27 protein-coding genes are annotated in these 22985 nt (G+C 72.7%); 21 read left to right on the top strand and 6 right to left on the bottom strand.

Annotated elements, in window-relative coordinates; genetic code table 11:
* From FFS23_RS09685 to cobJ, 5 genes are all read left to right on the top strand, one after another.
* Positions 1–1188: cobaltochelatase subunit CobN (locus FFS23_RS09685; RefSeq protein ID WP_171009441.1), on the top strand; the 1188-nt coding region annotated here is incomplete at its 5' end.
* Positions 1185–2435, top strand: coding sequence for a ferredoxin-like domain-containing protein (locus FFS23_RS09690; RefSeq protein ID WP_249340610.1), 1251 nt, complete (start codon positions 1185–1187; stop codon positions 2433–2435). The genes FFS23_RS09685 and FFS23_RS09690, both read left to right, overlap by 4 nt.
* Positions 2425–3054, top strand: coding sequence for a precorrin-8X methylmutase (locus tag FFS23_RS09695; RefSeq protein ID WP_137898449.1), 630 nt, complete (start codon positions 2425–2427; stop codon positions 3052–3054). Before FFS23_RS09690 ends, FFS23_RS09695 begins: the two co-directional genes overlap by 11 nt.
* Positions 3051–3776 (top strand): precorrin-2 C(20)-methyltransferase, encoded by a 726-nt coding sequence (gene cobI / locus FFS23_RS09700; RefSeq protein WP_137898450.1) that lies wholly within the window; start codon positions 3051–3053, stop codon positions 3774–3776. Before FFS23_RS09695 ends, cobI begins: the two co-directional genes overlap by 4 nt.
* On the top strand, positions 3773–4525 hold the full coding sequence (gene cobJ, locus FFS23_RS09705; protein WP_137898451.1) for a precorrin-3B C(17)-methyltransferase: 753 nt from the start codon (positions 3773–3775) through the stop codon (positions 4523–4525). Before cobI ends, cobJ begins: the two co-directional genes overlap by 4 nt.
* Here the strand turns inward: cobJ and FFS23_RS09710 are convergent.
* Positions 4504–5250 carry a cobalt-precorrin-6A reductase gene (locus tag FFS23_RS09710; protein ID WP_137898452.1) on the bottom strand — a complete coding sequence of 249 codons (747 nt, stop codon included), beginning with the start codon at positions 5248–5250 and terminating at the stop codon, positions 4504–4506. The two genes, cobJ and FFS23_RS09710, sit on opposite strands and share 22 nt — an antisense overlap.
* Between FFS23_RS09710 and cbiE the strand changes: the two genes are divergently transcribed.
* From cbiE to bluB, 7 genes are read left to right on the top strand one after another with little or no spacing between them, the layout of a single operon-like run.
* The gene (cbiE, locus tag FFS23_RS09715) at positions 5249–6451 is read left to right on the top strand and encodes a precorrin-6y C5,15-methyltransferase (decarboxylating) subunit CbiE (protein ID WP_137898453.1); all 1203 of its coding nucleotides are present in this window, start codon (positions 5249–5251) and stop codon (positions 6449–6451) included. The two genes, FFS23_RS09710 and cbiE, sit on opposite strands and share 2 nt — an antisense overlap.
* Complete coding sequence (locus tag FFS23_RS09720) at positions 6448–6816, top strand: cobalamin biosynthesis protein (protein ID WP_137898498.1); 369 nt, start codon at positions 6448–6450, stop codon at positions 6814–6816. Before cbiE ends, FFS23_RS09720 begins: the two co-directional genes overlap by 4 nt.
* On the top strand, positions 6813–7601 hold the full coding sequence (cobM, locus tag FFS23_RS09725) for a precorrin-4 C(11)-methyltransferase (RefSeq protein WP_137898454.1): 789 nt from the start codon (positions 6813–6815) through the stop codon (positions 7599–7601). The genes FFS23_RS09720 and cobM overlap by 4 nt, the downstream gene beginning before the upstream one ends.
* Positions 7598–8917 (top strand): cobyrinic acid a,c-diamide synthase CobB, encoded by a 1320-nt coding sequence (locus FFS23_RS09730; protein ID WP_137898455.1) that lies wholly within the window; start codon positions 7598–7600, stop codon positions 8915–8917. Before cobM ends, FFS23_RS09730 begins: the two co-directional genes overlap by 4 nt.
* A complete protein-coding gene (cobA, locus tag FFS23_RS09735; RefSeq protein WP_137898456.1) occupies positions 8914–9636 on the top strand; it encodes a uroporphyrinogen-III C-methyltransferase in 723 nt (240 codons plus the stop codon). Before FFS23_RS09730 ends, cobA begins: the two co-directional genes overlap by 4 nt.
* On the top strand, positions 9633–10400 hold the full coding sequence (cobF, locus tag FFS23_RS09740; RefSeq protein WP_137898457.1) for a precorrin-6A synthase (deacetylating): 768 nt from the start codon (positions 9633–9635) through the stop codon (positions 10398–10400). The genes cobA and cobF overlap by 4 nt, the downstream gene beginning before the upstream one ends.
* Complete coding sequence (bluB, locus tag FFS23_RS09745) at positions 10397–11038, top strand: 5,6-dimethylbenzimidazole synthase (protein WP_137898458.1); 642 nt, start codon at positions 10397–10399, stop codon at positions 11036–11038. Before cobF ends, bluB begins: the two co-directional genes overlap by 4 nt.
* Before the next feature lie 4 nt (positions 11039–11042).
* Here the strand turns inward: bluB and FFS23_RS09750 are convergent, their stop codons facing one another.
* Positions 11043–11591, bottom strand: a complete 549-nt coding sequence (locus FFS23_RS09750; protein ID WP_137898459.1) for a histidine phosphatase family protein — start codon at positions 11589–11591, stop codon at positions 11043–11045.
* 196 nt (positions 11592–11787) lie between these two features.
* Here FFS23_RS09750 and FFS23_RS09755 point away from each other — a divergent pair, with 196 nt between their 5' ends.
* Genes FFS23_RS09755 through FFS23_RS09765 form a run of 3 tightly spaced genes read left to right on the top strand, consistent with a single transcriptional unit; the run spans position 11788 to position 13161 of the window.
* Positions 11788–12012: a CbtB domain-containing protein gene (locus FFS23_RS09755; RefSeq protein WP_137898460.1), complete on the top strand. Its 225-nt coding sequence runs from the start codon at positions 11788–11790 to the stop codon at positions 12010–12012.
* 19 nt (positions 12013–12031) lie between these two features.
* Complete coding sequence (locus tag FFS23_RS09760; protein WP_249340611.1) at positions 12032–12754, top strand: CbtA family protein; 723 nt, start codon at positions 12032–12034, stop codon at positions 12752–12754.
* Positions 12751–13161, top strand: coding sequence for a DUF1636 domain-containing protein (locus FFS23_RS09765; protein ID WP_137898461.1), 411 nt, complete (start codon positions 12751–12753; stop codon positions 13159–13161). Before FFS23_RS09760 ends, FFS23_RS09765 begins: the two co-directional genes overlap by 4 nt.
* A gap of 108 nt (positions 13162–13269) precedes the next feature.
* On the opposite strand, the gene FFS23_RS09770 is transcribed toward FFS23_RS09765, so the two are convergent.
* Complete coding sequence (locus FFS23_RS09770; RefSeq protein WP_038665338.1) at positions 13270–13455, bottom strand: hypothetical protein; 186 nt, start codon at positions 13453–13455, stop codon at positions 13270–13272.
* Positions 13456–13800: 345 nt separating this feature from the next.
* Between FFS23_RS09770 and FFS23_RS09775 the strand changes: the two genes are divergently transcribed.
* The 6 genes from FFS23_RS09775 (at position 13801) to FFS23_RS09800 (ending at position 20443) form a co-directional block, all read left to right on the top strand.
* Positions 13801–14373, top strand: coding sequence for a hypothetical protein (locus tag FFS23_RS09775; RefSeq protein WP_137898462.1), 573 nt, complete (start codon positions 13801–13803; stop codon positions 14371–14373).
* A gap of 14 nt (positions 14374–14387) precedes the next feature.
* Positions 14388–14879 (top strand): hypothetical protein, encoded by a 492-nt coding sequence (locus tag FFS23_RS09780; protein ID WP_171009442.1) that lies wholly within the window; start codon positions 14388–14390, stop codon positions 14877–14879.
* 12 nt (positions 14880–14891) lie between these two features.
* The gene (locus FFS23_RS09785) at positions 14892–17450 is read left to right on the top strand and encodes a TcfC E-set like domain-containing protein (protein ID WP_137898464.1); all 2559 of its coding nucleotides are present in this window, start codon (positions 14892–14894) and stop codon (positions 17448–17450) included.
* A 14-nt stretch (positions 17451–17464) separates the two neighbouring features.
* Positions 17465–18169: a fimbrial biogenesis chaperone gene (locus tag FFS23_RS09790; RefSeq protein ID WP_137898465.1), complete on the top strand. Its 705-nt coding sequence runs from the start codon at positions 17465–17467 to the stop codon at positions 18167–18169.
* A gap of 61 nt (positions 18170–18230) precedes the next feature.
* Positions 18231–20000, top strand: coding sequence for a hypothetical protein (locus FFS23_RS09795; protein WP_249340612.1), 1770 nt, complete (start codon positions 18231–18233; stop codon positions 19998–20000).
* Positions 20001–20044: 44 nt separating this feature from the next.
* Positions 20045–20443: a hypothetical protein gene (locus FFS23_RS09800; RefSeq protein WP_137898466.1), complete on the top strand. Its 399-nt coding sequence runs from the start codon at positions 20045–20047 to the stop codon at positions 20441–20443.
* 12 nt (positions 20444–20455) lie between these two features.
* Here the strand turns inward: FFS23_RS09800 and FFS23_RS09805 are convergent, their stop codons facing one another.
* From FFS23_RS09805 to FFS23_RS09815, 3 genes are all read right to left on the bottom strand, one after another.
* Positions 20456–21184, bottom strand: a complete 729-nt coding sequence (locus FFS23_RS09805) for a hypothetical protein (RefSeq protein WP_137898467.1) — start codon at positions 21182–21184, stop codon at positions 20456–20458.
* Positions 21185–21277: 93 nt separating this feature from the next.
* Positions 21278–21646 carry a hypothetical protein gene (locus tag FFS23_RS09810; RefSeq protein ID WP_137898468.1) on the bottom strand — a complete coding sequence of 123 codons (369 nt, stop codon included), beginning with the start codon at positions 21644–21646 and terminating at the stop codon, positions 21278–21280.
* A gap of 86 nt (positions 21647–21732) precedes the next feature.
* Complete coding sequence (locus tag FFS23_RS09815; RefSeq protein ID WP_137898469.1) at positions 21733–22926, bottom strand: MFS transporter; 1194 nt, start codon at positions 22924–22926, stop codon at positions 21733–21735.
* Positions 22927–22985 lie beyond the last annotated feature (59 nt).

A 22985-nucleotide genomic window follows, 5' to 3' on the forward strand; every position in this document is an offset into this window, starting at 1 on the left:
GGCCTGCTCGCCGCGCTCGCCGGCCGCCGCGTCGCCGCCGGCCCGGCGGGATCGCCGCATCGCGGCCGTACCGACGTGCTGCCGACCGGGCGCAACCTGTTCGCGGTCGATCCGCGCGCGGTGCCGTCGCGCTCGGCGCATCTGCAGGGCCAGCGACTCGCCGACGAATTGATCCGCCGCCATCTGCAGGATCACGGCGACTATCCGCGCGGCTTGGTGGTCGATCTGTGGGGATCGGCGACGATGCGCACCGCCGGCGAGGAATTCGCGATGGCGCTGCACCTGCTCGGCGCCGCGCCGATCTGGGATACCGGCTCCGATCGCGTCACCGGCGTCGACATCCTGCCGCTCGCGCTGCTCGATCGGCCGCGGATCGACGTGACCTTGCGCATCTCCGGCCTGTTCCGCGACACGTTCGCGCCGCTCTGTACGCTGTTCGGCCAAGCGGTGCGGGCGCTGGCGGCGCGCGACGAGCCCGCCGATTGGAATCCGTTCGTCGGCCGTGCCGCAGCGCCGCGCGTCTACGGTCCCGCGCCCGGGTTGTACGGCCTCGGCTTGGGCGACGCTGCAGACACCTATACCGACGCCGCACGCGCTGCGGCGGGCGAGGCATGGCTGGCGGCATCGTCCTTCGCCTTCGACGACACCGACGCGCGCGCCGATGCGACCGGCCTGCGTGCGCGCGTCGCCGCCGCCGACGCCTTCGTCCATCTGCAGGACCTGCCCGAAAGCGACCTGCTGCTCGCCGCCGATTATGCCGCGCACGAAGGGGGGTTCGCCGCCGCGCAGGCGGTCGCGGGCGGCCGGGCGGCGCTTTATCATCTCGATGCGCGCGATCCCGAGCGGCTGCGCGCGCGCAGCCTGCGCGAGGAGATCGCCCGCGTCGTCCGCGGCCGGGCGACGCAGCCGGCGTGGATCGACGGCATGATGCGCCACGGCTTCCGCGGCGCCGCCGAGATCGCCGCGACGCTCGACCATCTCGGCGCCTTCGCGCATCTCGCGCGCGTCGTGACGCCGGAGCTGATCGACCTCTATCACGACGCGACGCTCGGCCGCGACGCGGTGCGCGCCTTCCTCGCCGCCGCCAATCCCGCCGCGCTCGCCGCGATGGAGGCGCGCTTCGCCGCGCTGCATCGCTCGGGCCTGTGGCCGACGCGGCGCAACGCGATTCTGGCGTCGCTGGCATGAGTGTCGTTCGTGGCTGGTGCCCGACCGCATGGCGGCCGATGGCGGCGGGCGACGGGCTGATCCTGCGCGTCCGCCCGCGGCTCGCCCGGCTGACGCCGGCGCAGGCGCGGACGATCGCCGCGGTGGCCCGCACGCATGGCAACGGCCTGATCGACCTCACCAACCGCGCCGCGCTCCAGTTGCGCGGCTTGCGCGAGGCGGACTGGCCGGTCGCGCTCGGCGCATTGGTCGCCGCCGGGCTGGTCGATCCCGATCCGGTCCGCGAGGCCCGCGCGCTGCTGGTCGCGCCCGACTGGCGGGAGGGCGACGACACGCATCGCATCGCCTGCGCGCTGCTCGACCGGCTCGACGCGCTGCCGCCGCTGCCCGGCAAGATCGGCATCGCGATCGATGCGGGGCGCGAACCGGTCCTGATCGACAGCCCCGCCGACTTCCGGATCGAACGCGATGCGACCGGTGGGCTGATCCTGCGCGCAGACGGCCGCGCCGGTGGGTACGCGCTGGCGCCGGGTAAGGAAACGACCGCGCTGATCGCGCTGGCGGAGTGGTTCGTCGCCAGCGGCGGCGTCGCGGCGGGACGAATGGCGCGGCATGTCGCCCCGTTGCCGGCGAACCTCGCGGGGGGTGCCACCACCCCCAGTGTTCCCGCCAAAGCGGGAACACTGGACCAAGCAGGACACCGTCTTGGAGTGGGGGCCCTGGGCTCCCACCTTCGCGGGAGAACGGGGGATGGCGTCGGCTTGCGCGAAGATCTCGCCTCCGCCGGGGACCACAAGACGCATCCGCTACGACCCACCCAAGGCACCACGATCGGCCTCCCCTTCGGCCGGACCGACGCGGCGATGCTCGCCGATCTCGCCGACCGGCCCGGCGTCACCGGCATCCGCGTGACGCCGTGGCGCAATTTGCTGGTCGAGGGGCTCGATCCCGCCGCCGCCGGCCTCCCCGCCTGCGCGGCTGCGGACCTCGCCGTCGACGCCTGCGTCGGCGCACCCGCCTGTCCGCAGGCGACCGTCGCGACGCGCGCGCTCGCGCTGCGTCTCGCGCCGCATGTTGCCGGACGGCTGCACGTCTCCGGATGCGCCAAGGGCTGCGCCCGCGCCGCCCCTGCCGACGTCGTCGCCACCGGCCGCGACGGCCGCTTCGATCTCGCCTTCCACGCCCGTGCCGGCGATCCCGCCGCCGTCACCGGCCTGTCGCCCGACGACCTCATCGCCCTGCTCGAAAGCCCTTCCCGTGTCGCATAGCTACGAAACCGACGGCGCCGCAATCTATCGCCGCTCGTTCGCCATCATCCGCGCCGAGGCCGATCTCGCCCGCTTTCCGCCCGAGGAGGAACCGGTCGCGGTGCGGATGATCCATGCCGCCGGACTGGTCGAGCTCGCCGCCGCGATCCGCTTCTCGCCCGGCTTCGCGACCCGCGCCCGCGCCGCGCTCGCCGACGGGGCGCCGATCCTGTGCGACGCGCGCATGGTCAGCGAGGGCATCACCCGCGCCCGCCTGCCCGCCGGCAATGCGGTGATCTGCACGCTGCACGATCCGCAGGTACCGGCGCGCGCCGCGGCGATGGCCAACACCCGCTCCGCCGCCGCGCTGGAATTGTGGCGGCCGCATCTCGCCGGCGCGGTGGTGGCGATCGGCAACGCGCCGACCGCCTTGTTTCACCTGCTCGACATGCTCGCCGACCCCGCCTGCCCGCGCCCGGCGGCGATCATCGGCTGCCCGGTCGGCTTCGTCGGCGCATGCGAGTCGAAGGACGCGCTCTGGGCCGAGCAGCCGGTGCCTTGCGCGATCGTCGCCGGGCGGCTCGGCGGCAGCGCGATCACCGTCGCCGCGGTCAACGCGCTGGCGAGCCACGCCGAATGACGACCGGCACCGTCCATGGCGTCGGCCTCGGCCCCGGCGCCGCCGACCTGATGAGCGTGCGCGCCGACCGGCTGGTGCGCGGCGCGCGCCACCTCGCCTATTTCCGCAAACGGGGTCGCGCCGGCCGTGCCCGCCGGCTGGTCGACGGCCTGTTGCGTACCGATGTGGTCGAATATGCGATGGACTATCCGGTCACCACCGAGATCGCCGTCGCCGACCCCGCCTATAACGCCTGCCTCGCCGCCTTCTACGCGGACTGCACCGCGCATCTCGCCACGCTGGCGGAGGCAGGCGAGGACGTGGTGGTCCTGTGCGAGGGAGATCCGTTCTTCTACGGATCGTTCATGCACCTGCATGCGCGGCTCGCCGGCCGCGTGCCGGTGCGGATCGTGCCGGGGATCACCGGCATGTCGGGCGCCTGGACCGCGACCGACCGGCCGATCACCTGGGGCGACGACGTGCTGACCATCGCCACCGCGACGTTGCCCGAAGAGGAGCTGACCCGCCGCATCCGCGATACCGATGCGCTGGTGGTGATGAAGATCGGCCGCCACCTCGCCAAGCTGCGCCGCGCGGTCGCCGCCGCCGGGCGCACCGACGCGGCCTGGCTGGTCGAATATGCCGCGATGCCGGAAGAACGCGTCACCCCGCTTGCCGAGGCAGGCGAAACCGCACCCTATTTCGCGATCCTGCTGATCCACGGCCAGGGGCGGCGGCCATGAGCGACAGCGGCTGGCTGGCGATCGCGGGACTGGGACCGGGCGATTCGGCGCTGATCACGCCCGAGGTGACCGACGCGCTAACCCGCGCGACCGACGTGGTCGGCTATATCCCCTATGTCGCGCGGATCGCGCCGCGGCCGGGCCTGCGGCTGCACGCCAGCGACAATCGCGTCGAGATCGATCGTGCCGGCCACGCGCTGCGGCTGGCGGCGGCGGGGGGACGCGTCGTCGTGGTGTCGTCGGGCGATCCCGGCGTGTTCGCAATGGCAGCGGCGGTGTTCGAGGCGCTGGAGGCGGGGCCGCCCGACTGGCGCAACCTCGACATCCGCGTGCTGCCCGGCATCACCGCGATGCTCGCCGCCAGCGCCCGCGCCGGCGCACCGCTCGGCCATGATTTCTGCGCGATCAACCTCTCCGATAATCTCAAGCCCTGGCCGCTGATCGCACGCCGGATCGCGCTCGCCGCCGAAGCGGATTTCGCCATCGCCTTCTACAATCCGCGCTCGCGCGCGCGGCCCGACACCCTCGACGCCGCCTTCGCTATCCTGCGCGAGGCATGCGGCGACGATCGCCCGGTGCTCTTCGCCCGCGCCGTCACCACCGCGGAGGAAGCGCTGCGCATCGTGCCGCTGCCCGCGGCGCGCGGCGCGATGGCCGACATGCGCACGATGGTGATCGTCGGATCGAGCCGCACCCGGCTGATCGCGCGCGCCGGTGCGCCGATCCTCTATACGCCGCGCTCGGCATGACCCAGCCACGCCAGCACCGCGGCGACGTCGTGCACCTCGGCGCGCGCCGGCAGCATCGGCCGGTCGATCAGCAGCACCGGCAGGCTAAGCTCGCGCGCCGCCGCCAGCTTCGCAGCCGCGCCGCTGCCGCCGGCATTCTTGGCGACGACCAGGTCGATGCCGTGCCGCTCGATCAGCGCGCGGTCGCCAGCGACGGTGAACGGCCCGCGATCGACCACCAGATCGTATCGCGGCAGCGGCGGCGCCGCGTCCGGCCGGTCGACGAAGCGGAGCAAATAATGATGCTGCGACTGCGCGGCGAAGGTCTCGACGTGCATCCGCCCGAGCGCGAGCATCACCCGCCGCGCCGGTCCGTCGAGCGCCGCCACCGCGCCGGCGATGTCGGGCACGTGCGTCCAGCGGTCGCCGGCCTGCGCCACCCAGGCCGGGCGGGTCAGCGCGAGCAGCGGCACGCCCGCGGCGGTGGCGGCGGCGACGGCATGGCCGCTCATCTGCGCGGCGAAGGGATGGGTGGCATCGACCAGATGCGTGACGCCCTCCCGGCGGAGATGCGCGGTCAGCCCGGCCACCCCGCCGAAACCGCCGATCCGCACCGGCACCGGCTGTGCCGCAGGGGCCGCGGTACGTCCGGCATAGCTCAGCGTCGCAGCCACCCCGCGCGCCGCACAGGCGGCGGCGAGCGCGCTCGCCTCGGTCGTCCCGCCGAGGATCAGGAGATGGGGCATGGCTGAGGGCAATCCGTGGCTGACGATCGTCGGGATCGGCGAGGATGGACCCGCGTGCCTGTCCGCGGCAAGCCGTGCCGCGCTCGACGCGGCGCAATGGGTCACCGGCGCGCGCCGTCATCTCGCGCTGCTGCCGCCGCTCGCCTGCCCGGTCGAACCATGGCCCGTGCCGTTCGAGGCGGGGATCGCGCCATTGCTCGCGCGGCGCGGGCAGCGCGTGGTGATGCTGGCGTCGGGCGATCCGTTCTGGTTCGGCGCGGGCGGCACGCTCGCCCGCCATCTCGCACCCGGCGAATGGGTCGCCCATCCCGCCCCCTCGACCTTCGCGCTCGCCGCGGCGCGGCTCGGCTGGCGACTGGAGGAGACCGCCTGCCTCGGCCTGCACGCCGCGCCGCCGACGCGGCTGCGCCCGCATCTGGCGCCGGGTGTCCGCGCGATCGTGCTGGTCCGCGACGGCGAGGCGGCGCTGGCCGCCGCGCGCTATGTGAGCGACCACGGCTTCGGCGCATCGCGGATCGCCGTCCTCGAAGCGCTCGGCGGTCCACGCGAACGCATCCGCCACGCCGCCGCGGTGGATCTCGCGCTGGACGACATCGCGCATCCCGTCGCGCTGGGCATCGCCTTCGCCGGCGACGGCGCGGTCCTGCCTTGCACCGCCGGCCTTGCCGACGACTGGTTCGCGCATGACGGCCAGATCACCAAGCGCCCGGCGCGCGCGCTGACGCTCTCGGCACTCGCGCCGCGGCCCGGCGAGACGCTGTGGGACATCGGCAGCGGATCGGGATCGATCGCGATCGAATGGCTGCTCGCCTGCCCCTCGACCCGGGCGATCGGCTTCGAGCGCGACCCCGCCCGCGCCGCCCGCGCGCGCGCCAACGCCGCCGCGCTCGGCGTCGACCGGCTCGACGTCGTCGAAGGCGTCGCCCCCGCGGTGCTCGCCGGCCGGTCGCCGCCGGATGCGGTGTTCGTCGGCGGCGGGCTCGGCGAGGCTTTGCTCGATCGCCTGTACGCCGACCTGCCCGCCGGCACGCGGCTGGTCTCCAACGCCGTGACGCTCGAATCCGAAGCGTTGCTTGCTAGCTGGCACGGGCGGCGCGGCGGGCAATTGCTGCGCATCGAACTCGCCGAAGCGGTGCCGCTCGGCAGCCGCCGCGGCTGGCGGTCGAGCTATCCGCTGGTCCAGTGGAGCGTGACGCTATGATCGTCGCCGGCTTCGGGTGCCGCGCCGGCGCCACCGCCGCATCGCTGCACGCCGCGCTCGTCGTCGCGAGCGAAGACCATGGCGCGACGATGCTCGCCATCCCCGCCGACCGGCTCGCGATCGCCCGGCCGCTGGCCGACGCGCTCGACCTGCCGCTGGTCGGCATCGCCGCCGATGCGCTCGCCGCCATCGCCACGCCGACCCGCTCGACCGCCAGCCTCGCCGCACGCGGCACGGGCAGCGTCGCCGAGGCCGCCGCGCTCGCCGCCGCCGGTCGCGGCGCGCGGCTGCTCGCATCCCGCCGCATCTCGCCGGACCGTATGGCGACCTGCGCGCTCGCCATCTCACAGGATATCCCCGCATGACCGTCCATTTCATCGGCGCCGGCCCCGGCGCACCCGATCTGCTGACGCTGCGCGGCCGCGACCGCATCGCCGCCTCGCCGGTCTGCCTCTACGCCGGATCGCTGGTGCCCGCCGCGCTGCTCGACCATTGCCCGCCCGGCGCGCGGATCGTGAACACCGCGTCGCTGTCGCTCGACGAGATCGTTGCCGCGATCGTCGCGGCGCACGAGGCGGGTCAGGACGTCGCGCGCCTCCATTCGGGCGATCTGTCGATCTGGTCGGCGATGGGCGAACAGCTCCGCCGGCTGCGCGCGCTCGGCATCCCGGTGACGATCACCCCCGGCGTGCCCGCCTTCGCCGCCGCCGCGGCGGCGCTGGAGGCCGAACTGACGCTGCCCGGCCTCGCCCAGTCGGTGGTGCTGACCCGCACCTCCGGTCGCGCCAGCGCGATGCCGGCGGCGGAGACGCTCGCGGCCTTCGGCGCGACCGGCGCGACGCTCGCCATCCATCTGTCGATCCACCGCCTCGCCGAGATCGCCGACCAGCTCGCGGACCATTATGGCGCGGACTGCCCGGCGGCGATCGTCTGGCGGGCGAGCTGGCCCGACGAGCGCATCATCCGCGCCACGCTCGCCACGATCGTCGCGGCGGCGGAGGGCGGCCCCGAGCGCACCGCGCTGATCCTCGTCGGCCGCGTCCTCGCCGCCGAGGGGTTCGCCGACAGCAGCCTCTACGCGCCCGGTTACGATCGCCGCTTCCGCCCGCAATCGGCGGACTCGCGCTTCGCCGGAGGCGATGCGGCATGACGCCCCGCCCCATTCCCGGCCTGATGATCGCCGCGCCCGCCTCGGGCGCCGGCAAGACGACGGTGATGCTCGGCCTGCTCCGCGCCTTCACCGACGCCGGGCTGACCGTGCAGCCGTTCAAGAGCGGCCCCGATTATATCGATCCCGCCTTCCACCACGCCGCGAGCGGGCGCCCGTCGTTCAACCTCGACAGCTGGGCGATGCCGGCGGCGATGCTCGACGGGCTGGCCGACCGCGCCGGTGATGCCGATCTGGTGCTCGCCGAGGGATCGATGGGGCTGTTCGACGGCGTCGCCCGCGCCGGCGCGACCGGCAATGGCGCGAGCGCCGACATCGCCGCACGGATGGGCTGGCCGGTGGTGCTGGTGCTCGACATATCGGGTCAGGCGCAATCCGCCGCCGCCACCGCCTTGGGCTTCGCGCGCTTCGATCCCGCGGTGCGGATCGCCGGGGTCATCCTCAACCGCGTCGCCAGCCCGCGCCACGAACGGCTCGCGCGGGTCGGGATGGCGGCGATCGGCCTCCGCGTCTTCGGCAGCCTGCCGCGCCGCGCCGACCTGCAATTGCCCGAACGCCACCTCGGCCTGGTACAGGCCGCCGAACATCCCGATCTCGACGCGCGCATCGCTGCCTATGCCGCCTTCCTGGCGGAGCACCTCGATCTCGACGCGCTCCGTGCCGCCGCCGGCGCCGACACGCGCCTGCCGGTCCCATCGACGCGGCTGGTGCCGCCCGCGCAACGCATCGCGCTGGCCCGCGACGCGGCCTTCTCCTTCACCTATCCGCATCTGCTCGACGGCTGGCACGCCGCCGGTGCCGAGATCCTGCCCTTCTCGCCGCTCGCCGACGAGGCGCCGGATGCCGCCGCCGATCTGGTCTGGCTGCCCGGCGGCTATCCCGAACTCCACGCCGGCCGCCTCGCCGCGGCGGAGCGGTTCCGGGCCGCGCTCCACCTCCATGCCGAAACGCGGCCGGTCCACGGCGAGTGCGGCGGCTATATGGCGCTAGGCGAGGGGCTGATCGATGCCGCCGGCGTGCGCCACCGCATGGCCGGGCTGCTCGGCCTCGTCACCAGCTACGAACGGCGGCGGATGCACCTCGGCTATCGCCGCGCCGCGCTGCACGCGCCGCTTGCCGCGCTGCCGGCGGGGACGACGCTTGCCGGGCACGAATTCCATTATTCGACGATCCTCGACCAGCCCGACGCCGCGCTGGCGCGGGTCACCGATGCGGAGGGGACCGAGCTCGCCGATACCGGTTCGTACCGTGGCCGCGTGTCGGGCACCTTCTTCCACCTGATCGCGGCGGTAGGATGACCGGCTTCGTCTCCTTCGTCGGCTCGGGACCGGGCGACCCCGAGCTGCTGACGCTGAAAGCGGTCGACCGGCTGCGCGCCGCGGACATCGTGCTGTTCGACGATCTGTCGGCCGGTCCGGTGCTGCGTCACGTCCGCGCCGACGCCGATCTGGTCGCGGTGGGCAAGCGCGCCGGCCGCCCCTCGCCGAGCCAAAGCCACGTCTCGGCGCTGCTCGTCGCGCATGCGGCGACCGGCGCGCGCGTCGTCCGCCTCAAATCGGGTGATCCCGCCATCTTCGGCCGGCTCGAGGAAGAGATCGTCGCGCTGCGCGACGCGGGGATCGGCTTCGAGATCGTCCCCGGCATCAGTTCGGCGAGCGCCGCGGCGGCGGCGGCGGCGATCCCGCTGACCCGGCGGCTGTCGGCGCGGCGCGTCCAGTTCGTCACCGGCCACGACGTCACCGGCACGCTGCCGCAGGCGCGCAACATGGCGGCGCTCGCCGATCCCGACGCGACCACCGTCGTCTTCATGCCCAAACGCACCTTCCCGACGCTCGCCGACGATCTCGTCGCGCACGGCCTGCCACCCCATACGCCGGCGCTGTTTGCCGAGAACGTCGGCCACTCCGACCAGCGGCTGACCCGCACCACCGTCGCCGCGCTCGCCGACCGCCTGCGCGCGACCGTGTCGGAGGCACCGGCATTGATCCTCTACGGCCCGTTGATGGAGGAGGCGTGATCCACCTCGACCTCATCGGCATCGGCACCGGCAATCCCGATCATCTCACCCGCGCCGCCGAACGCGCGATGCGCGCCGCCGACCTGATCCTGCTGCCGCGCAAGCGCGCCGACGCCGCCGATCTCCTCGATCTGCGCCGCGCGCTCTGCGCCGAGGTGCTGACCGACACGACGCGCGTCGTGGTCTTCGATTTGCCCGAACGCGCCGCGGACGGCCCCTATCTCGGCCCATATCTTGGGGCGGTGCGCGACTGGCACGACGCCATCGCCGCCGCCTGGGCCGGGGCGATCGCCACCAATCTGCCCGCCGGCGGGCGGCTCGCCTTGCTCGTCTGGGGCGACCCCTCGCTCTACGACAGCAGCCTGCGGATCGCCGCGCGCCTGCGCCGCGGCGGCATGGCGCTGACGGTCACGGTGGTGCCCGGCATCACCAGCCTGCAGGCGCTGACCGCCGCGCATGCCATCCCGCTCAACACGCTCGCCGCGCCGGTGCTCGTCACCACCGGCCGCCGGCTGCGCGCGAGCGGCTGGCCGGCGGACGTCGACACGCTGGCGGTGATGCTCGACGGCGATTGCGCGTTCACGACGCTCGACCCCGCCGGCGTGACGATCTGGTGGGGCGCCTATCTCGGCATGCCGCAGCAGGCGCTCGCCGCCGGGCCGCTCGCCGACACCGGTGCGGCGATCGTCGCGCGGCGCGCGGCGCTGCGTGCGGACCACGGCTGGATCATGGACACCTACCTCCTGCGCCGGACGGCCGCGTGACCGCACCCGCTTTCGACGCGGCGTTCCGCGACCGGCTCGACCTGTTGCTCCACTGGCGCCGCGACGTGCGCCATTTCCGCCGCGATCCGGTGGCGGAGGAGGCGATGCAGGCGCTGTTCGCCGCCGCCGCGCTGGCGCCCTCGGTCGGCAACGCCCAGCCGTGGCGCTTCGTGCGGCTGCGCTCGCCCGGCCTGCGCGAGACGCTCGCCGCGCATGTCGACAGCGCCAGCGCCGCGGCGGCCGACCGGCTGCCCGATGCCGAGCGCCGCGCGCGATATGCCCGGCTCAAGCTGCACGGGCTGCGCGAGGCGCCCGAATTGCTCGCGGTGTTCAGCGACGAGGCGCCCGCCGCCGGCCACGGCCTCGGCCGCGCGACGATGCCGGAGATGCTGCGCTATTCCACCGTCATGGCGATCCACACGCTGTGGCTCGCCGCTCGCGCGCACGGCATCGGCCTCGGCTGGGTTTCGATCCTCGATCCGACCTATGTCACCACCCTGCTCGACGTACCGGCGGAGTGGACGCTGATCGCTCTGCTCTGCATCGGCTATCCCGAGGCACCCGCCGCCACCCCCGAACTGGCGCGCCGCGGCTGGCAGGCGCGCGAACCGCTCGCCGACCGCATCGTCGAGCGCTGACGTTTCAGCCGCGGCGCAGCTCCTGCACCCGCCAGCGGCCGTGCCGCGACAGCACCACCATCGACAGTGGCGCGACGTCGATCGCCAGCGTCGCCGCCACCGGCACGTCAAGCGCGTGCGCGATTGCCGCGCGCAGCACCGCGGCATGGCTGATCGCCAGCACACGCCCCTCGCCCAGCCCTTCGAGCCACGGCCCGACCCGCGCGCGTACCGCCGCCATGCTTTCGCCGCCCGGCGCGCCCGCCTCGGGTGCCGCCAGCCACGCCGCGACCGCCGCGGGCGCGAGCGACTCGACGCTGCGGCCCGTCCATGCGCCGGCATCGATGTCGCGGAGCGCCGGTGCCTCCTCGGCGGCGACACCGATCAGTGCGGCGGTCTCGCGCGCCGCCGCCGCCGGGCTGACCCAGCATTGCGCGGCCGCCGCCCCGGCAAGATCGAGCGCCAACACCTTGGCGCGGCCGCCGGCGTCGAGCGGCTCGGCCGGATCGGCGAAGCGCGCCGCGCGCGTCGCCGCGGTGGCACCGGCGCAGAGCAGGACGAGGCGGGTCGGCATCGGGCGGGATCTCCTGATCGGTTGACGCATCCCCGCCCCGCGTCCACAGCATGGCGGATCGGAGCCGGGCGGGAAGCCGGTGGAAATCCGGCGCGGTCGCGCCACTGTGATCGCCGGGCGCCAGCCTGTCGAGAGTCAGACCCCGCCCGGCGCCTCCACCCCATCCGGGCGCGCTTTCCCGGCAGGAGACTGACTGATGTCCGGCACCACCGCCGCCTTCGACGACGCGTTTCTTCCCGTCGGCACCACGCACATCCCGCTCGTCGATATCGCCCCCTGGGCGGTGTTCGCCGCGGTCGTCGCGCTGATCCTGCTGTATTTCGTCAGCACCGAACAGGGCGCCTTCGCGCTGTTCGACGGCATGTACGTCCACGAATATGTCCACGACGGCCGCCACCTGCTCGGCTTCCCCTGTCACTGATCCCGACGGACGCACGGTCATGATGAGGAATTTGCTCTGGCGGGGGATGCTCGCCGGACTGATCGGCGCGCTGGTCGCCGCCACCTTCGCGCTGCTGTTCGCCGAGCCGCAGATCGACGCCGCGGTCGCGCTGGAGGCGCATAACGCCGTGCATGCGATGGCGGACGAGGAACTGGTCAGCCGCGCGACGCAGAAGACCTGGGGGCTCTACACGGCGATGGGCCTGTACGGCACCGCCCTCGGCGGGCTGCTCGCGATCGTCTTCGCCGGGCTGTACGGCCGGGTCGCGCGGGTCGGGCCGCGCAGCCTCGCGCTGCTGCTCGCGGTCGCCGCCTTCGTCGCGATCGTGCTGGTGCCGGCGATCAAATATCCGCCGACCCCGCCCGCGGTCGGGCTGCACGAGACGGTGCGGCTGCGCACCGCCGCTTATTTCGCGATGCTCGCGCTGTCGGTGGCGGCGGCGACCCTGGCACTGTGGAGCTATCGCCGCCTCGCCGGCCGCATCGCCGGCCTCGACCGGCTGCTGATCGCGATCGGCATCTATGTGGGGACGGTGGCGCTGGTGCAGCGGCTGCTGCCGGTGATCGACGAGGTGCCGGCACGCTTCCCGGCGACGCTGCTCTGGCAGTTCCGCCTCGCCGCGATCGGCACGCAGGCGCTGTTCTGGCTGGTCGCCGCCGATCTGTTCGGCCGTGCCGCGGAGCGGACGGTGCGGGACGGACAACGCCGGGTCGCGCGATGAAGCTCACCCCCGTCGCCGCCGGGCCCGCCGTGGTCGCATGCAGCACCTGCCGCCTGACCGCGGACGCACGCGAGGATGGCGAAGGCCGCCGCGGCGGCGCGCTGCTCGTCGCGGCGCTCCATGCGGCACGCGCCGCCGATCCCGCTTATGCCGGCGTTGCGGTACAGGAGATGCCGTGCCTGTTCGCCTGCGCCGATTTCTGCACCGTCCACCTGCGCGCGCCGGGCAAGGTCGGCTACGTGCTCGGCCGTTTCACTCCGGACGAAGCTGCGGCGCGCGCGATCCTCGATTATGCCGCGCTCTACGCCGCCAGCGACACCGGGCAGGTCGCGTTCAAGCAATGGCCCGCGGGCGTGAAGGGCCATTTCATCACCCGCACGCCACCCGAGGGCTTCTTGGTCGAATGACCGGATGCGGTCGACGTGCGGCCAGAGCGACACGCGGAGCTTAGAAGAAGTCCTCCCCCGCCAGGGGGAGGACTTTGGAAGGTCGCCTCGTCCTAAACCGCCCTCGCGTCAGCGCGCGGCGAGCGCGACGCCGTCGCTGCGCGACAGGGCTTCCGCGGTGGCGATTTCGACCGGGGTCAGGCCGGCGAGCCGGTCCTGCGCTTCGATGGTGCGCGCGTCGCTCGGCGCTTGCAGATCGGCCGATACGCTCGACGGACGGGCGGCCCCGAACAGGCCCAGCTTGATACGATTCATAATGTCCTCAGATCGATGACACGGGGCGTTCGCCCACGCGCTGCCCCCCACAATTCCGCAGCGCCGATGAGGTTCCCGGCATGATCGGACCGCCCGAACGGCGCGACCCGACCACAACCGCACCACGATATCATATACGATAGATAAAACCGCCGTTCCCATAGAGCAGTTGTGGTTCTAATCGCCCATAACCCATGTCAAAGTGGTTAAAATGTTACACGCAATGTTAACGGCGCCATGAGATCAGCGGATCAACGCCGAACTATTCGGACGGTTCGGGTAAACGAGCGGTCCAGCGGCACATTCACCGGCACTTTGATCGTCGGTCAACTTGGGTGGCGCAACATGAAGCTCAACATCATTGCTTTCGGAAAGTTCCTGCCGGGTCGCGCGGCGGCCTTGCTCGGCCTCACCGCACTCGCCGCGACGCCGGCTGCGGCCGCGACCAACGGCGCGCTCGGTGCGACGTCGACGGGCAGCGTCCAGATCACCGTCTCGGTGCCGAGCCGCGTGCAGATCACCGGCCTCAGCGACATCAGCTTCGCCAATGCCGAGCCCAACGCCCAGGCGCTGAGCGCGCAGAACAATTGCGTGTGGAGCAACACCGCGACCAAGGGCTATACGATCACCGCGACGGGCAGCGGCACCGGCGGCGCGTTCACCCTCGCCTCGGGCGCGCTGACGCCGGTGTCCTATGCCGTGCAGTGGAACCAAAGCTCGGGCCAGACGTCCGGCACTGCGCTGGTCGCATCGACCGCGTCGAGCGGCTTCGTCTCGACCGCCGCGGTGCCGACCTGCGCGACGACGCCCAGCTCGACGTCGAGCCTGATCGTCACCATCGCGCAGTCGCAGTTGCAGGCGATGCCGTCGCTGACCAGCTACACAGGCACGCTGACGCTGCTCGTCAACCCGCTCTGACGGACGGCGGGAGCGTGGCCATCGGATGTCCGCGCGCCCTGTCCGGCGGCATGATGCTGGCCGTGGCGCTCGCCGGCGCCGCGCCCGCTGCCGCGCAGCAGGTCCAGATCACCCGGCTCGCCGACTTCGCCTTCGGCACGGTTGGGGTCGATGCGGACATCAGCAGCAGCAAGGACGTGTGCATCTCATCGTCCGGTGTGCTCGGCCGCTACAATGTGGTCGCGAGCGGCAGCGGCACCAACCGCGCCTTCACGCTCGCCGGCGCCGGTGCGCCTTTGGCCTATGAGGTGCAATGGAGCGGCACGCCGGGCCGGGCGACCGGCACTGCGCTGGTCGCCGGGATGGCCACCACCGGACTGACGACGACCGGCCTCGGCCTCAATCTCGGCTGCGTGCTCGGCAACGACAGCGCCAGCCTGATCGTCCTGATGCGATCGAGCGAGCTGAGCAAGGCGACGGCGGGTCCCTATACGGGCACGCTGACGCTGCTGATCGCGGCCGAATAGCGGCGCGACGCCATGTCCGGCGCTTCCGTTCCCCAGTGCCGTCCCAGAAGGGGCTGGCGGCTGGCGCTGGCCGCGGCGGCGGCGCTGTGCTGCTCCGCGGGCGCGCGTGCGGATCGACCGGCGGATGCGCCGCAGCTCCACGTCGGCGCGCCGGCGGGCTTCGACCAGTTGCTCAAGCCGCAGGAGGCGATGGTCGACGTCTTCGTCGGCGGCCGCGCGGTCGGCCAGACGCGGCTGCGCTACGGTTCGGGCCGGGTCACCCTTCTCGAGGTCGACGCGCTGCTCGCCCTCGTCCCCGATCTGATCGACATCGCCACCGCGCGCGCGGCGCTCGCCGCGCCGGAGCTCGATGCGCATCCCGGGCTGGTCTGCCCGGCCGATGCCGATCCGGCGAGCTGCCGGACGCTGACGCCCGCCGATGCCGGCGTGATCCTCGACGCGGCACGCTTCCGTATCGATCTCTTCTTCAACCCCAGGCTGCTGGCGTTACATCCGGCGAGCGAGCGCCGCTATCTGCCGCCGCCCGAGGCGCGCCTGTCGCTGGTCGACCAGATCGGCGGCACCGTCGCGGGCAGCGACGGCTATGTCGATTACACGGTGCTCAACCGCGCCATCCTTGGCTACGGCCATGCCCGCGTGCGCAGCGAAATGTCCTATTCGTCGCGCTACGGCCTGCTCGCCGATACGCTCGCGGCCGAGCTCGACACGCCCGGCTATCGCTATGCGGCGGGCGTGCAATGGACGCCGGGGATCGACCTCACCGGCCGGCGGCGTATCCTCGGCGTCGGCGTGCAGAGCCAGATCGATACCCGGCTCGACCGTACGCTGATCGCCGGCAGTCCGCTCGTCGTCTCGCTGGCGGCGCGGGCGCGCGTCGACGTGCTGCGCGACGGCCGGCTGCTGACCTCGCGGACCTATGACGCGGGCAATCAGGCGCTCGACACTTCCAGCCTGCCGGACGGCGCCTACGAACTGGTACTGCACGTCACCGAGGCCGGCGGCGCGGTGCGCGACGAGCGGCGCTTCTTCACCAAGAACGCCGCGATCGCGGCGATCGGCGACCCCATCGTCTTCGCTTATGCCGGGCTGCTCGCCAACGACCGCGTCGGCACCTTCATCGCAACGTCGCGCACGCCCTTCTACGAAGCGGGCATCGCGCGCCGGCTGACGCCGCAGCTCGCGCTCGACGCGACCGTGCTCGGCACCGATCGCAACGCGCTGATCGAACTGGGTGGCTATTGGCTCGGCCACGCCGCGCAATGGCGCGCCGCCGGGCTCGCCTCCCTCCACGGCCAGTTCGGCGTGCTGGCCCAGGCCACCTCGTCGGGCACCGCGCGGCTCAATTATGCGGTCGATCTGCGGCGGGTGTGGAGCCCGGGGGGACGGCCGCTGATCCCGCTCGGCGACAGCGTCGCGACCGCGATGATCCTCCGCGCCGACCCGGCGGCGCGCGTCTCGACCGGCGGCTTCACCCAGGTCAACGGCACGATCAACTATGCGCTGCCCCGCGGCCAGTTCGCCCTGTCGGGTTTCTACCGCCGGGATCAGCGTGCGCGCGCCTCCTACGGCCTCGGGCCGAGCCTCACCATCCCCTTGATCCAGCGCGGCGGCTTGCAGGTGACGGTGCGTGGCGACGCGACGATCACCAACCAGGGGCGCGCGGCGTTCCTCGGCATCAGCCTCCAGCGGCTGCGCGGCACCGCCGCGTGGAGCGCCAGCGCCGGCCTGCGCGCCAGCGATGTCGGCGGCACGCAGCGCGGCGTCGCGGCGGTCGGCGGCATCGCCGGGGCGTGGCAGCGCGATCGCGTGCTCGGCGGCGAGCTGGCGCTGTCGGGCGGCGTGGAGCGCGAGGTCGGCGGCACGCTGGCGCGCGGCCATGCCGATCTGCGCACCCGCGCCGCCGCGCTCTATGCCGATGTCGCGCAGCCGCTCGCGGGCAGCAACGGCGCCACCCAATATAGTTTCGGCTTCCAGACGACCGCCGCGGCGACGCATCGCGCGCTCGTCCTGCAAGGCCGCGAGCGCAACGACGCGATCATCGTCGTCTCGGTGCAGGAGGATGGCGAGCCCCGCCGCAAGGGCGCCGCCGGCGCCCCGTTCGAGGTGCTGGTCGACAATGGCACGCGCGGCACCGTCCGGCTCGGCGAGACGCTGGCGGTGTCGGTGCCGGCCTATCGCCAATATGCCGTACGCCTGCGCTCGACCGGTGAAGAACTGATGCATCTGGATGGCGGCACGCGCAAGGTGAGCGTCTATCCCGGCACCGTCGCGCGGCTCGAATGGAAGACGCGCCACGTCGTCGCGATGTTCGGGCGGTTGCTGTGGCACGACGGCACGCCGGTCGCCAATGCGGCGATCCACGCCGCCGGCGCGATCGGCGACACCGATGCCGCGGGCTATTTCCAGATCGAGACGATCCGCAACGCCGTACTGAAGATCCAGGCGCCCGACGGCCGGTCCTGCCAATTGCCGGTCCACGCCGCGGCGACGCCCGACGGCTATGCCGCGCTCGGAACGCTCGCCTGCGTCGGCGCGTCGTTCGTCAACCAGATCGCCGACCTGCGGCCGTGAAGAAGGAGAGGATCATGACCATGACCCGGATGCGCCGGAGCCTCGCGACCGTCGTCACCGCCGTCGCCGTCGCCGGCCTGGGCGCCCAGCCCGCCGCCGCCAATCTCGTGCTCAGCCAGGTCGTCGTCGACCTCACACCCGCCGGGCCGCCGCGCGCCGATGTCGAGGCGTGGAACACCGGGGCCGAGCGCATGTACGTCGTCGCCGAACCCGCGAGCATCGTCGATCCCGGCACCCCGGCGGAGCGGCGTGTCGCCAGCGCCGATCCGGCCGAAAGCGGCCTGCTGGTGACGCCGCAGAAGATGATCCTCGAACCGGGCGAGCGCAAGCTGATCCGCATCGCCGCGGTGGCGCCGCGCGCAGCGCGCGATCGCGTCTATCGCGTCACGGTCAAGCCGGTGGCGGGCGATGTCTCGGCCGCGGGGTCGGCGCTCAAGGTCCTGGTCGGCTACGACATGCTGGTCATCGTCCGCCCCGCGGTGATGGCCGGCGAGGTCGCCGGCCGTCGCGACGGCACGACGCTCGCCCTGACCAACACCGGCAGCACCAGCGTCGAACTGTACGAGGGCCGGCAATGCACCGCCGCCGGCGGCGACTGCCGCCCGCTCCCCGCCAAGCGGCTCTATGCGGGCGCGACCTGGTCGCAGACGATCGATCCCGCCCGCCCCGTCGCCTACAAGGTCAAGACCGGGTTGATGGTGAAGGCCGTCACCTACTGATCGCCGGACGTGCCGGCGCGCGCGTCTGGACAGCACCCACCGCCACAATTAGGCGGAGGCGATGGACCGTGCCGACGTCGCCGACACCAATGCCGTGACGGATGCGCGCGACCGGTCGTCCGGCCGCGATCGGCTGGCGCATGGGGCGATGGTCGCCGGCGCGTTCGTCGTCGCGATGCTGCTGTTCTTCCGCGTCCCGATCCTCAGCGGCTTCGATCTCGGCTTCGGCGATCGCGGCGATGCGGTGATCGAGATCAGCATCCTCGAACACTGGCGCAACGTGCTGGACGGCGCCGCCGCCTGGGACACCACCGGTTATTTCCATCCGTATCGCGGCACGCTCGGCTATAACGACGGCTATCTGCTGTATGGGCTCAGCTATTCCTTCTGGCGGCTGTTCGCCGATCCCTTCCATGCCGACACGCTCAACGTCCTCACCTTCAAGACGATCGGCTTCGTCGCGGCCTATCTGCTGGTCGCGCGCACGCTCGGCTGGGGGCGTGCTGCGGCGACGCTGGTCGCGCTGCTGTGGACGGTGGCGAGCGGCATCTCGCTGCAGGCCGTGCACGTGCAGTTGCAAAGCGTCGCCCTGCTGCCGGTGGCGATGATGCTCGCGATCGCCGCCGTGCGCGCCGAACAGGACGGGCGCCGCGGTCGCGCGCGGACGCTCGCCGTCGCGCTGGCGGCGCTGATCGCGGCATGGCTGCTGACGGCCTATTACATGGCCTGGTTCACAATTTTTTCCGCCGCCCTCTTCGTCGCCTGCTGGTGCGTGCTGAGCGACCGTTGGCGTCCCGCCGCCGCCCTCGCTTTGGCCCGCCGCCATGCCGCGACGTTGCTCTGCGGCGTGGGCGCGTTCGCGATCCTCGTCCTGCCGTTCCTCGCCATCTACCTTCCCAAGGCAGGCGAAACCGGCGGTCACCCCTATGAGGAGATGCTGGGCTATCTCGTCACGCCGCTGATCGACATGATCAACGTCGGGCCGGACAATTACCTGTGGGGCTGGCTGTTCCGGCCGTTGTTCGCGCTGATCCACGCCGAAATGCCCGCCGACCCGATGCTGCCCCGGCGCGTGCTCGGCGGCGAGCATGAAACGGGCATCCCGCCGATCCTGTTCGTGCTGGTCGTCACCGCCGCATGGCAGATCCTCGTCCGCCGCCGGATCGACGGCCTGCCGGTATCGCGCGAATTGCGCGCCTTCGCGCTCGCGACGATCATCGGCTGGCTGCTCACGCTGCAATTCTGGTCGGTGTCGCCCTGGGGCCTGGTGTACGCGCTGGTACCCGGCGGCAAGGGGCTGCGCGTGGTGTCGCGCTATCAGCTCTGGCTGGTGCTGCCCTTCCTGCTGCTCGTCGTCGCCGTCTGGCGACAGCGGGCGACGCGGCTGGCCCGGTCGCGGCCGTGGCTCGCCGCGACCTTCGCCGTGCTGCTCGTCGCCGAGAATCTGAGCGCCGAAACGCCGGCCCAGCTGCACCACGACGAACAGCAGGCCGCCGTGTCGGCCATCCCGCCGCCGCCCGCCGCCTGTGCCAGCTTCTACACCGTGGTCACCCGGCGCGACGAGCCGCTGTACCTCAGCGCCTTCAAGCAGGGCCTCTATCCGCACAACGCCGATGCGATGCTGCTCGCCGAACTGTGGCGGGTGCCAACGATCAATGGCATCTCCACGTTCAACCCGCCCGACTGGGATTTCGCCAGCCCGCTGGCGACGGATTATGACGCGCGCGTCGCCGCTTTTGCGCGGCGCCATCGCCTGCACGGCCTCTGCCGGCTCGACATGCGGCGGGCGCGGCCATGGTCGCGGCTTGTGCCGGCCGCCGCCGGTTCGTAGAGCGCCCGCCACGTCGCCGGTCCGGCGATCCGTACGGAGAGCGTATGACCCGAATCCCATTGATCGGCGGCGCCATCGCCGCCGCCCTCGCCAGCGCCGCGCCGGCGTCGGCGCAGATCGTGCTGGAAGCCAATGGTGCGCGGGCGGATGGCCGCTGGGGCGGCGAACTGGGCGCCGGCTACGGCTTCGGGGCGGCGGGCTTCCGCCTGACGCCGATGGTCGGCGCGCTCGTCGATCGCGGCGACGACGATGCGGTCAAACCCTATGGCCGGATCGAGGCGACCTATGCGATTCCCCTCGTCGCGACCGTCGGCGCCGGCATTCGCGCCGGCGACGACCTGCGCCCTTATGGTACGGTGGCGCTGCCGCTGCTGCCGGCGATCAGCCTGAAGGGCAACGCGGGGCCGCATTATTTCGCATTGGGTCTGCGCCTCGGGCTGTGACGCCGCGCCGGCTCAGTCGCTGATCGTCCAGCCCTGCCGCGCGTCGCGGCCGCGGATCGGCTGCGCCTGGGCGATGCGGCGATCGAGCTGCTGCATCGTGTCGAAGCGCGACGAACCGGTGGCGGCGTCGCCGGGCATGTCGACCAGTTGCACCGGCATCGGCGTCTGATACGCCCCCGCGCGCGCCGGCAGGGCGCTCGCATAGACGAGGACAGGCGCCGGCCGCACCGGCCGGACCGAGGATTTCGGGATGCTGGCGGCATCGGTGGTGTAGGCGACGAACTCGCGACCCGCCTCGAACACCGCGTGCCGTCCGGTGACGAACGCGCCCGCGACGACGCCGCCGATGAGGATCGAGCCGACCGTCTCGCCGGCGCGGCCCTCGCCCGCGGCGTGGAAGCGGCCGGTGACCGCGACCTGCCGCCCGGCGATCTCCACCGAGCGCAGCGCGATATCGACCTTGCCCGACTTGCCGAACGCGCCCTTGCCGGTGCGTGCGGTGACCAGGCCGGTGCCCGCCGCGCCGTGCGGGATCAGCACCGCACCGTCGACGATCACGTCGCGCGCGACCGACACCGGCACGAGCTGCCCGACGCGGGCGCGCTGCGAGCTGACCTCCTCGTCGAGGCGGAAGGCGATCTGGGTATGCGCCGGCACCATCACCACGTCGGCGGGCGCAGTCTGCGCCGCCGCGATCGTCGGCAAGGCGCAGCCGAGCGCCAAGATGTGCAAGCACCGCATGAAGATCCCCCTCGACGGCATGTCCGTCGCGCGAAGGATAGGCGCAGGGAACTGATTATCCGGTAAAATGACCTAGTTAACGGGCGTTACCCGCTACAGCCCGCCCTGGAAGGCGAAGGTGAAGCGCGACGGCGTCGTCTTCGCCGATTGGCCCGCCCTGCGCGCCGGCGTCACGGCGGCGAGCGTCAGCTTGCCGTCGGCGACATCGACCGGCACGCCCAGGATCAGGTCGACGCTCTTCGACCAGGCGCCGCCCGACACGGTGGCGCGTACCACCACCCGGCCCGCCCAGACGCAGCGGGTGCCGATCGGGCAGCGGCTGTCCTCGACGACATGATCGGGCCGTACCCGCGGCCCGCCGACCAGCGCGGTCTGGCCGAGCGCGACCGGCCCCTCGACCGCTGCGGTCGGCGAGCAACCGGCGAGCGTCGCCACCACGACGAGGGAGGAGAAGCGGGACATGCGATCGCAGCGTATCGGCGACGTATCACGCCGTCCAGCGCGTCGCCAACGGGGCTTCGGCACGCGCGGATGACGTGCGACGACGGTCACTGCCATGCCCGCACGCGCAGCATTCCGAGCCCGCCGCAACCGGCGAGGAAGGCGAGCAGCAGCAGGACGGCGGTGAAATCGTGCGGTGCCGCGAGCATCCAGGTCAGCGGCGGGCCGAGCAGCGATGGCAGCGTATTGGCGAGGTTGAAGAGGCCGAGGTCGCGTCCGCGGTGCGCCGGGTTGGGCAGCAGCTGCATCGCGAAGGCGGCGTGGAGCGCGACGAACACCGACGAACCGGTGACGTAGACGCCGAAGGCGATCGCACCGCCGGTCCAGTCCCGCGCCGCCGCCATGCCGAGCAGCCCCGCGACCGCGACGGCGGCGGCGATCAGCAGGAACGGCTTGCGCCGCGCCGTCAGGTCCGAGAGGCGGCCGAGCAGCACGGCGATCGGCAACGGGATCACGAAGACGAGGACCAGCAGGCCGCCGATCCGCGCCGGCAGATCGACGCGCGCCGCACCGTCGACGATGCTCTCGAAATAATAAAGCAGATAGGCCTGCGTCACGACTGCGGCGACCTGCACCAGCAAGCGCGACAGGCCGGCGATCACCAGGTCGCGCCGCGACGACGGCACCGGCGTGCGCACCACGACCGCCGCCGAGGGCGCGCCGCGCACGAGCAGCAGCGGCAGCACGCAGGCGGCGACGACCGCCGGCACCAGCGCAAGCCGCGCCGCCTCCGGCAGGACCGCGCTGCCGACCAGCATCGCCGAGAAGGCCGACGCCACCGGGCTGCCGAGCGACAGCATCCCGCCGGCGATGCCCTTCTGCGCGTCGGGCACCTCCTCCGCCATGATCGCCATCATCGGGGCGAGCAGTGCGTTGACGGCGAACTGGAAGACGACGATCGCGGCGACGAGCGCGACCGGCGTCTGGGCGAACGCCACCGCGGCATAGCTCGCCGCGGTGGCGACGATGCCGCCGACCATCCACCGCCGCCGGCCGCCGCCGCGGCGCAGCGAGCGATCGCTCAGCCAGCCGAACAGCACGTTGGCGCCGCTCGCCGACAATGCGCCCGCGGTGATGCAGGCGGTGAACACCCCGATCCGTGCCGCACCGCTCAGTGCCTCCACCTTGAGCGGCAGCAGCAGCGTCAGCAGCGGCAGATAGGCGATCACCCCGCCGACGTTCGCCAGCGCGAAGACGATCAGGAACAGGCGGCGGGGCAAGGTGGCGGTGGCGTCGGGCATCGTGGCGCGGCGATCCTGCCCGCGATGCCTCCCGGCGACAACCTTATGCTTTGCCTCGT

The organism is Sphingomonas sp. 2SG, from assembly GCF_005503285.1.
Lineage (GTDB): Bacteria > Pseudomonadota > Alphaproteobacteria > Sphingomonadales > Sphingomonadaceae > Sphingomonas > Sphingomonas taxi.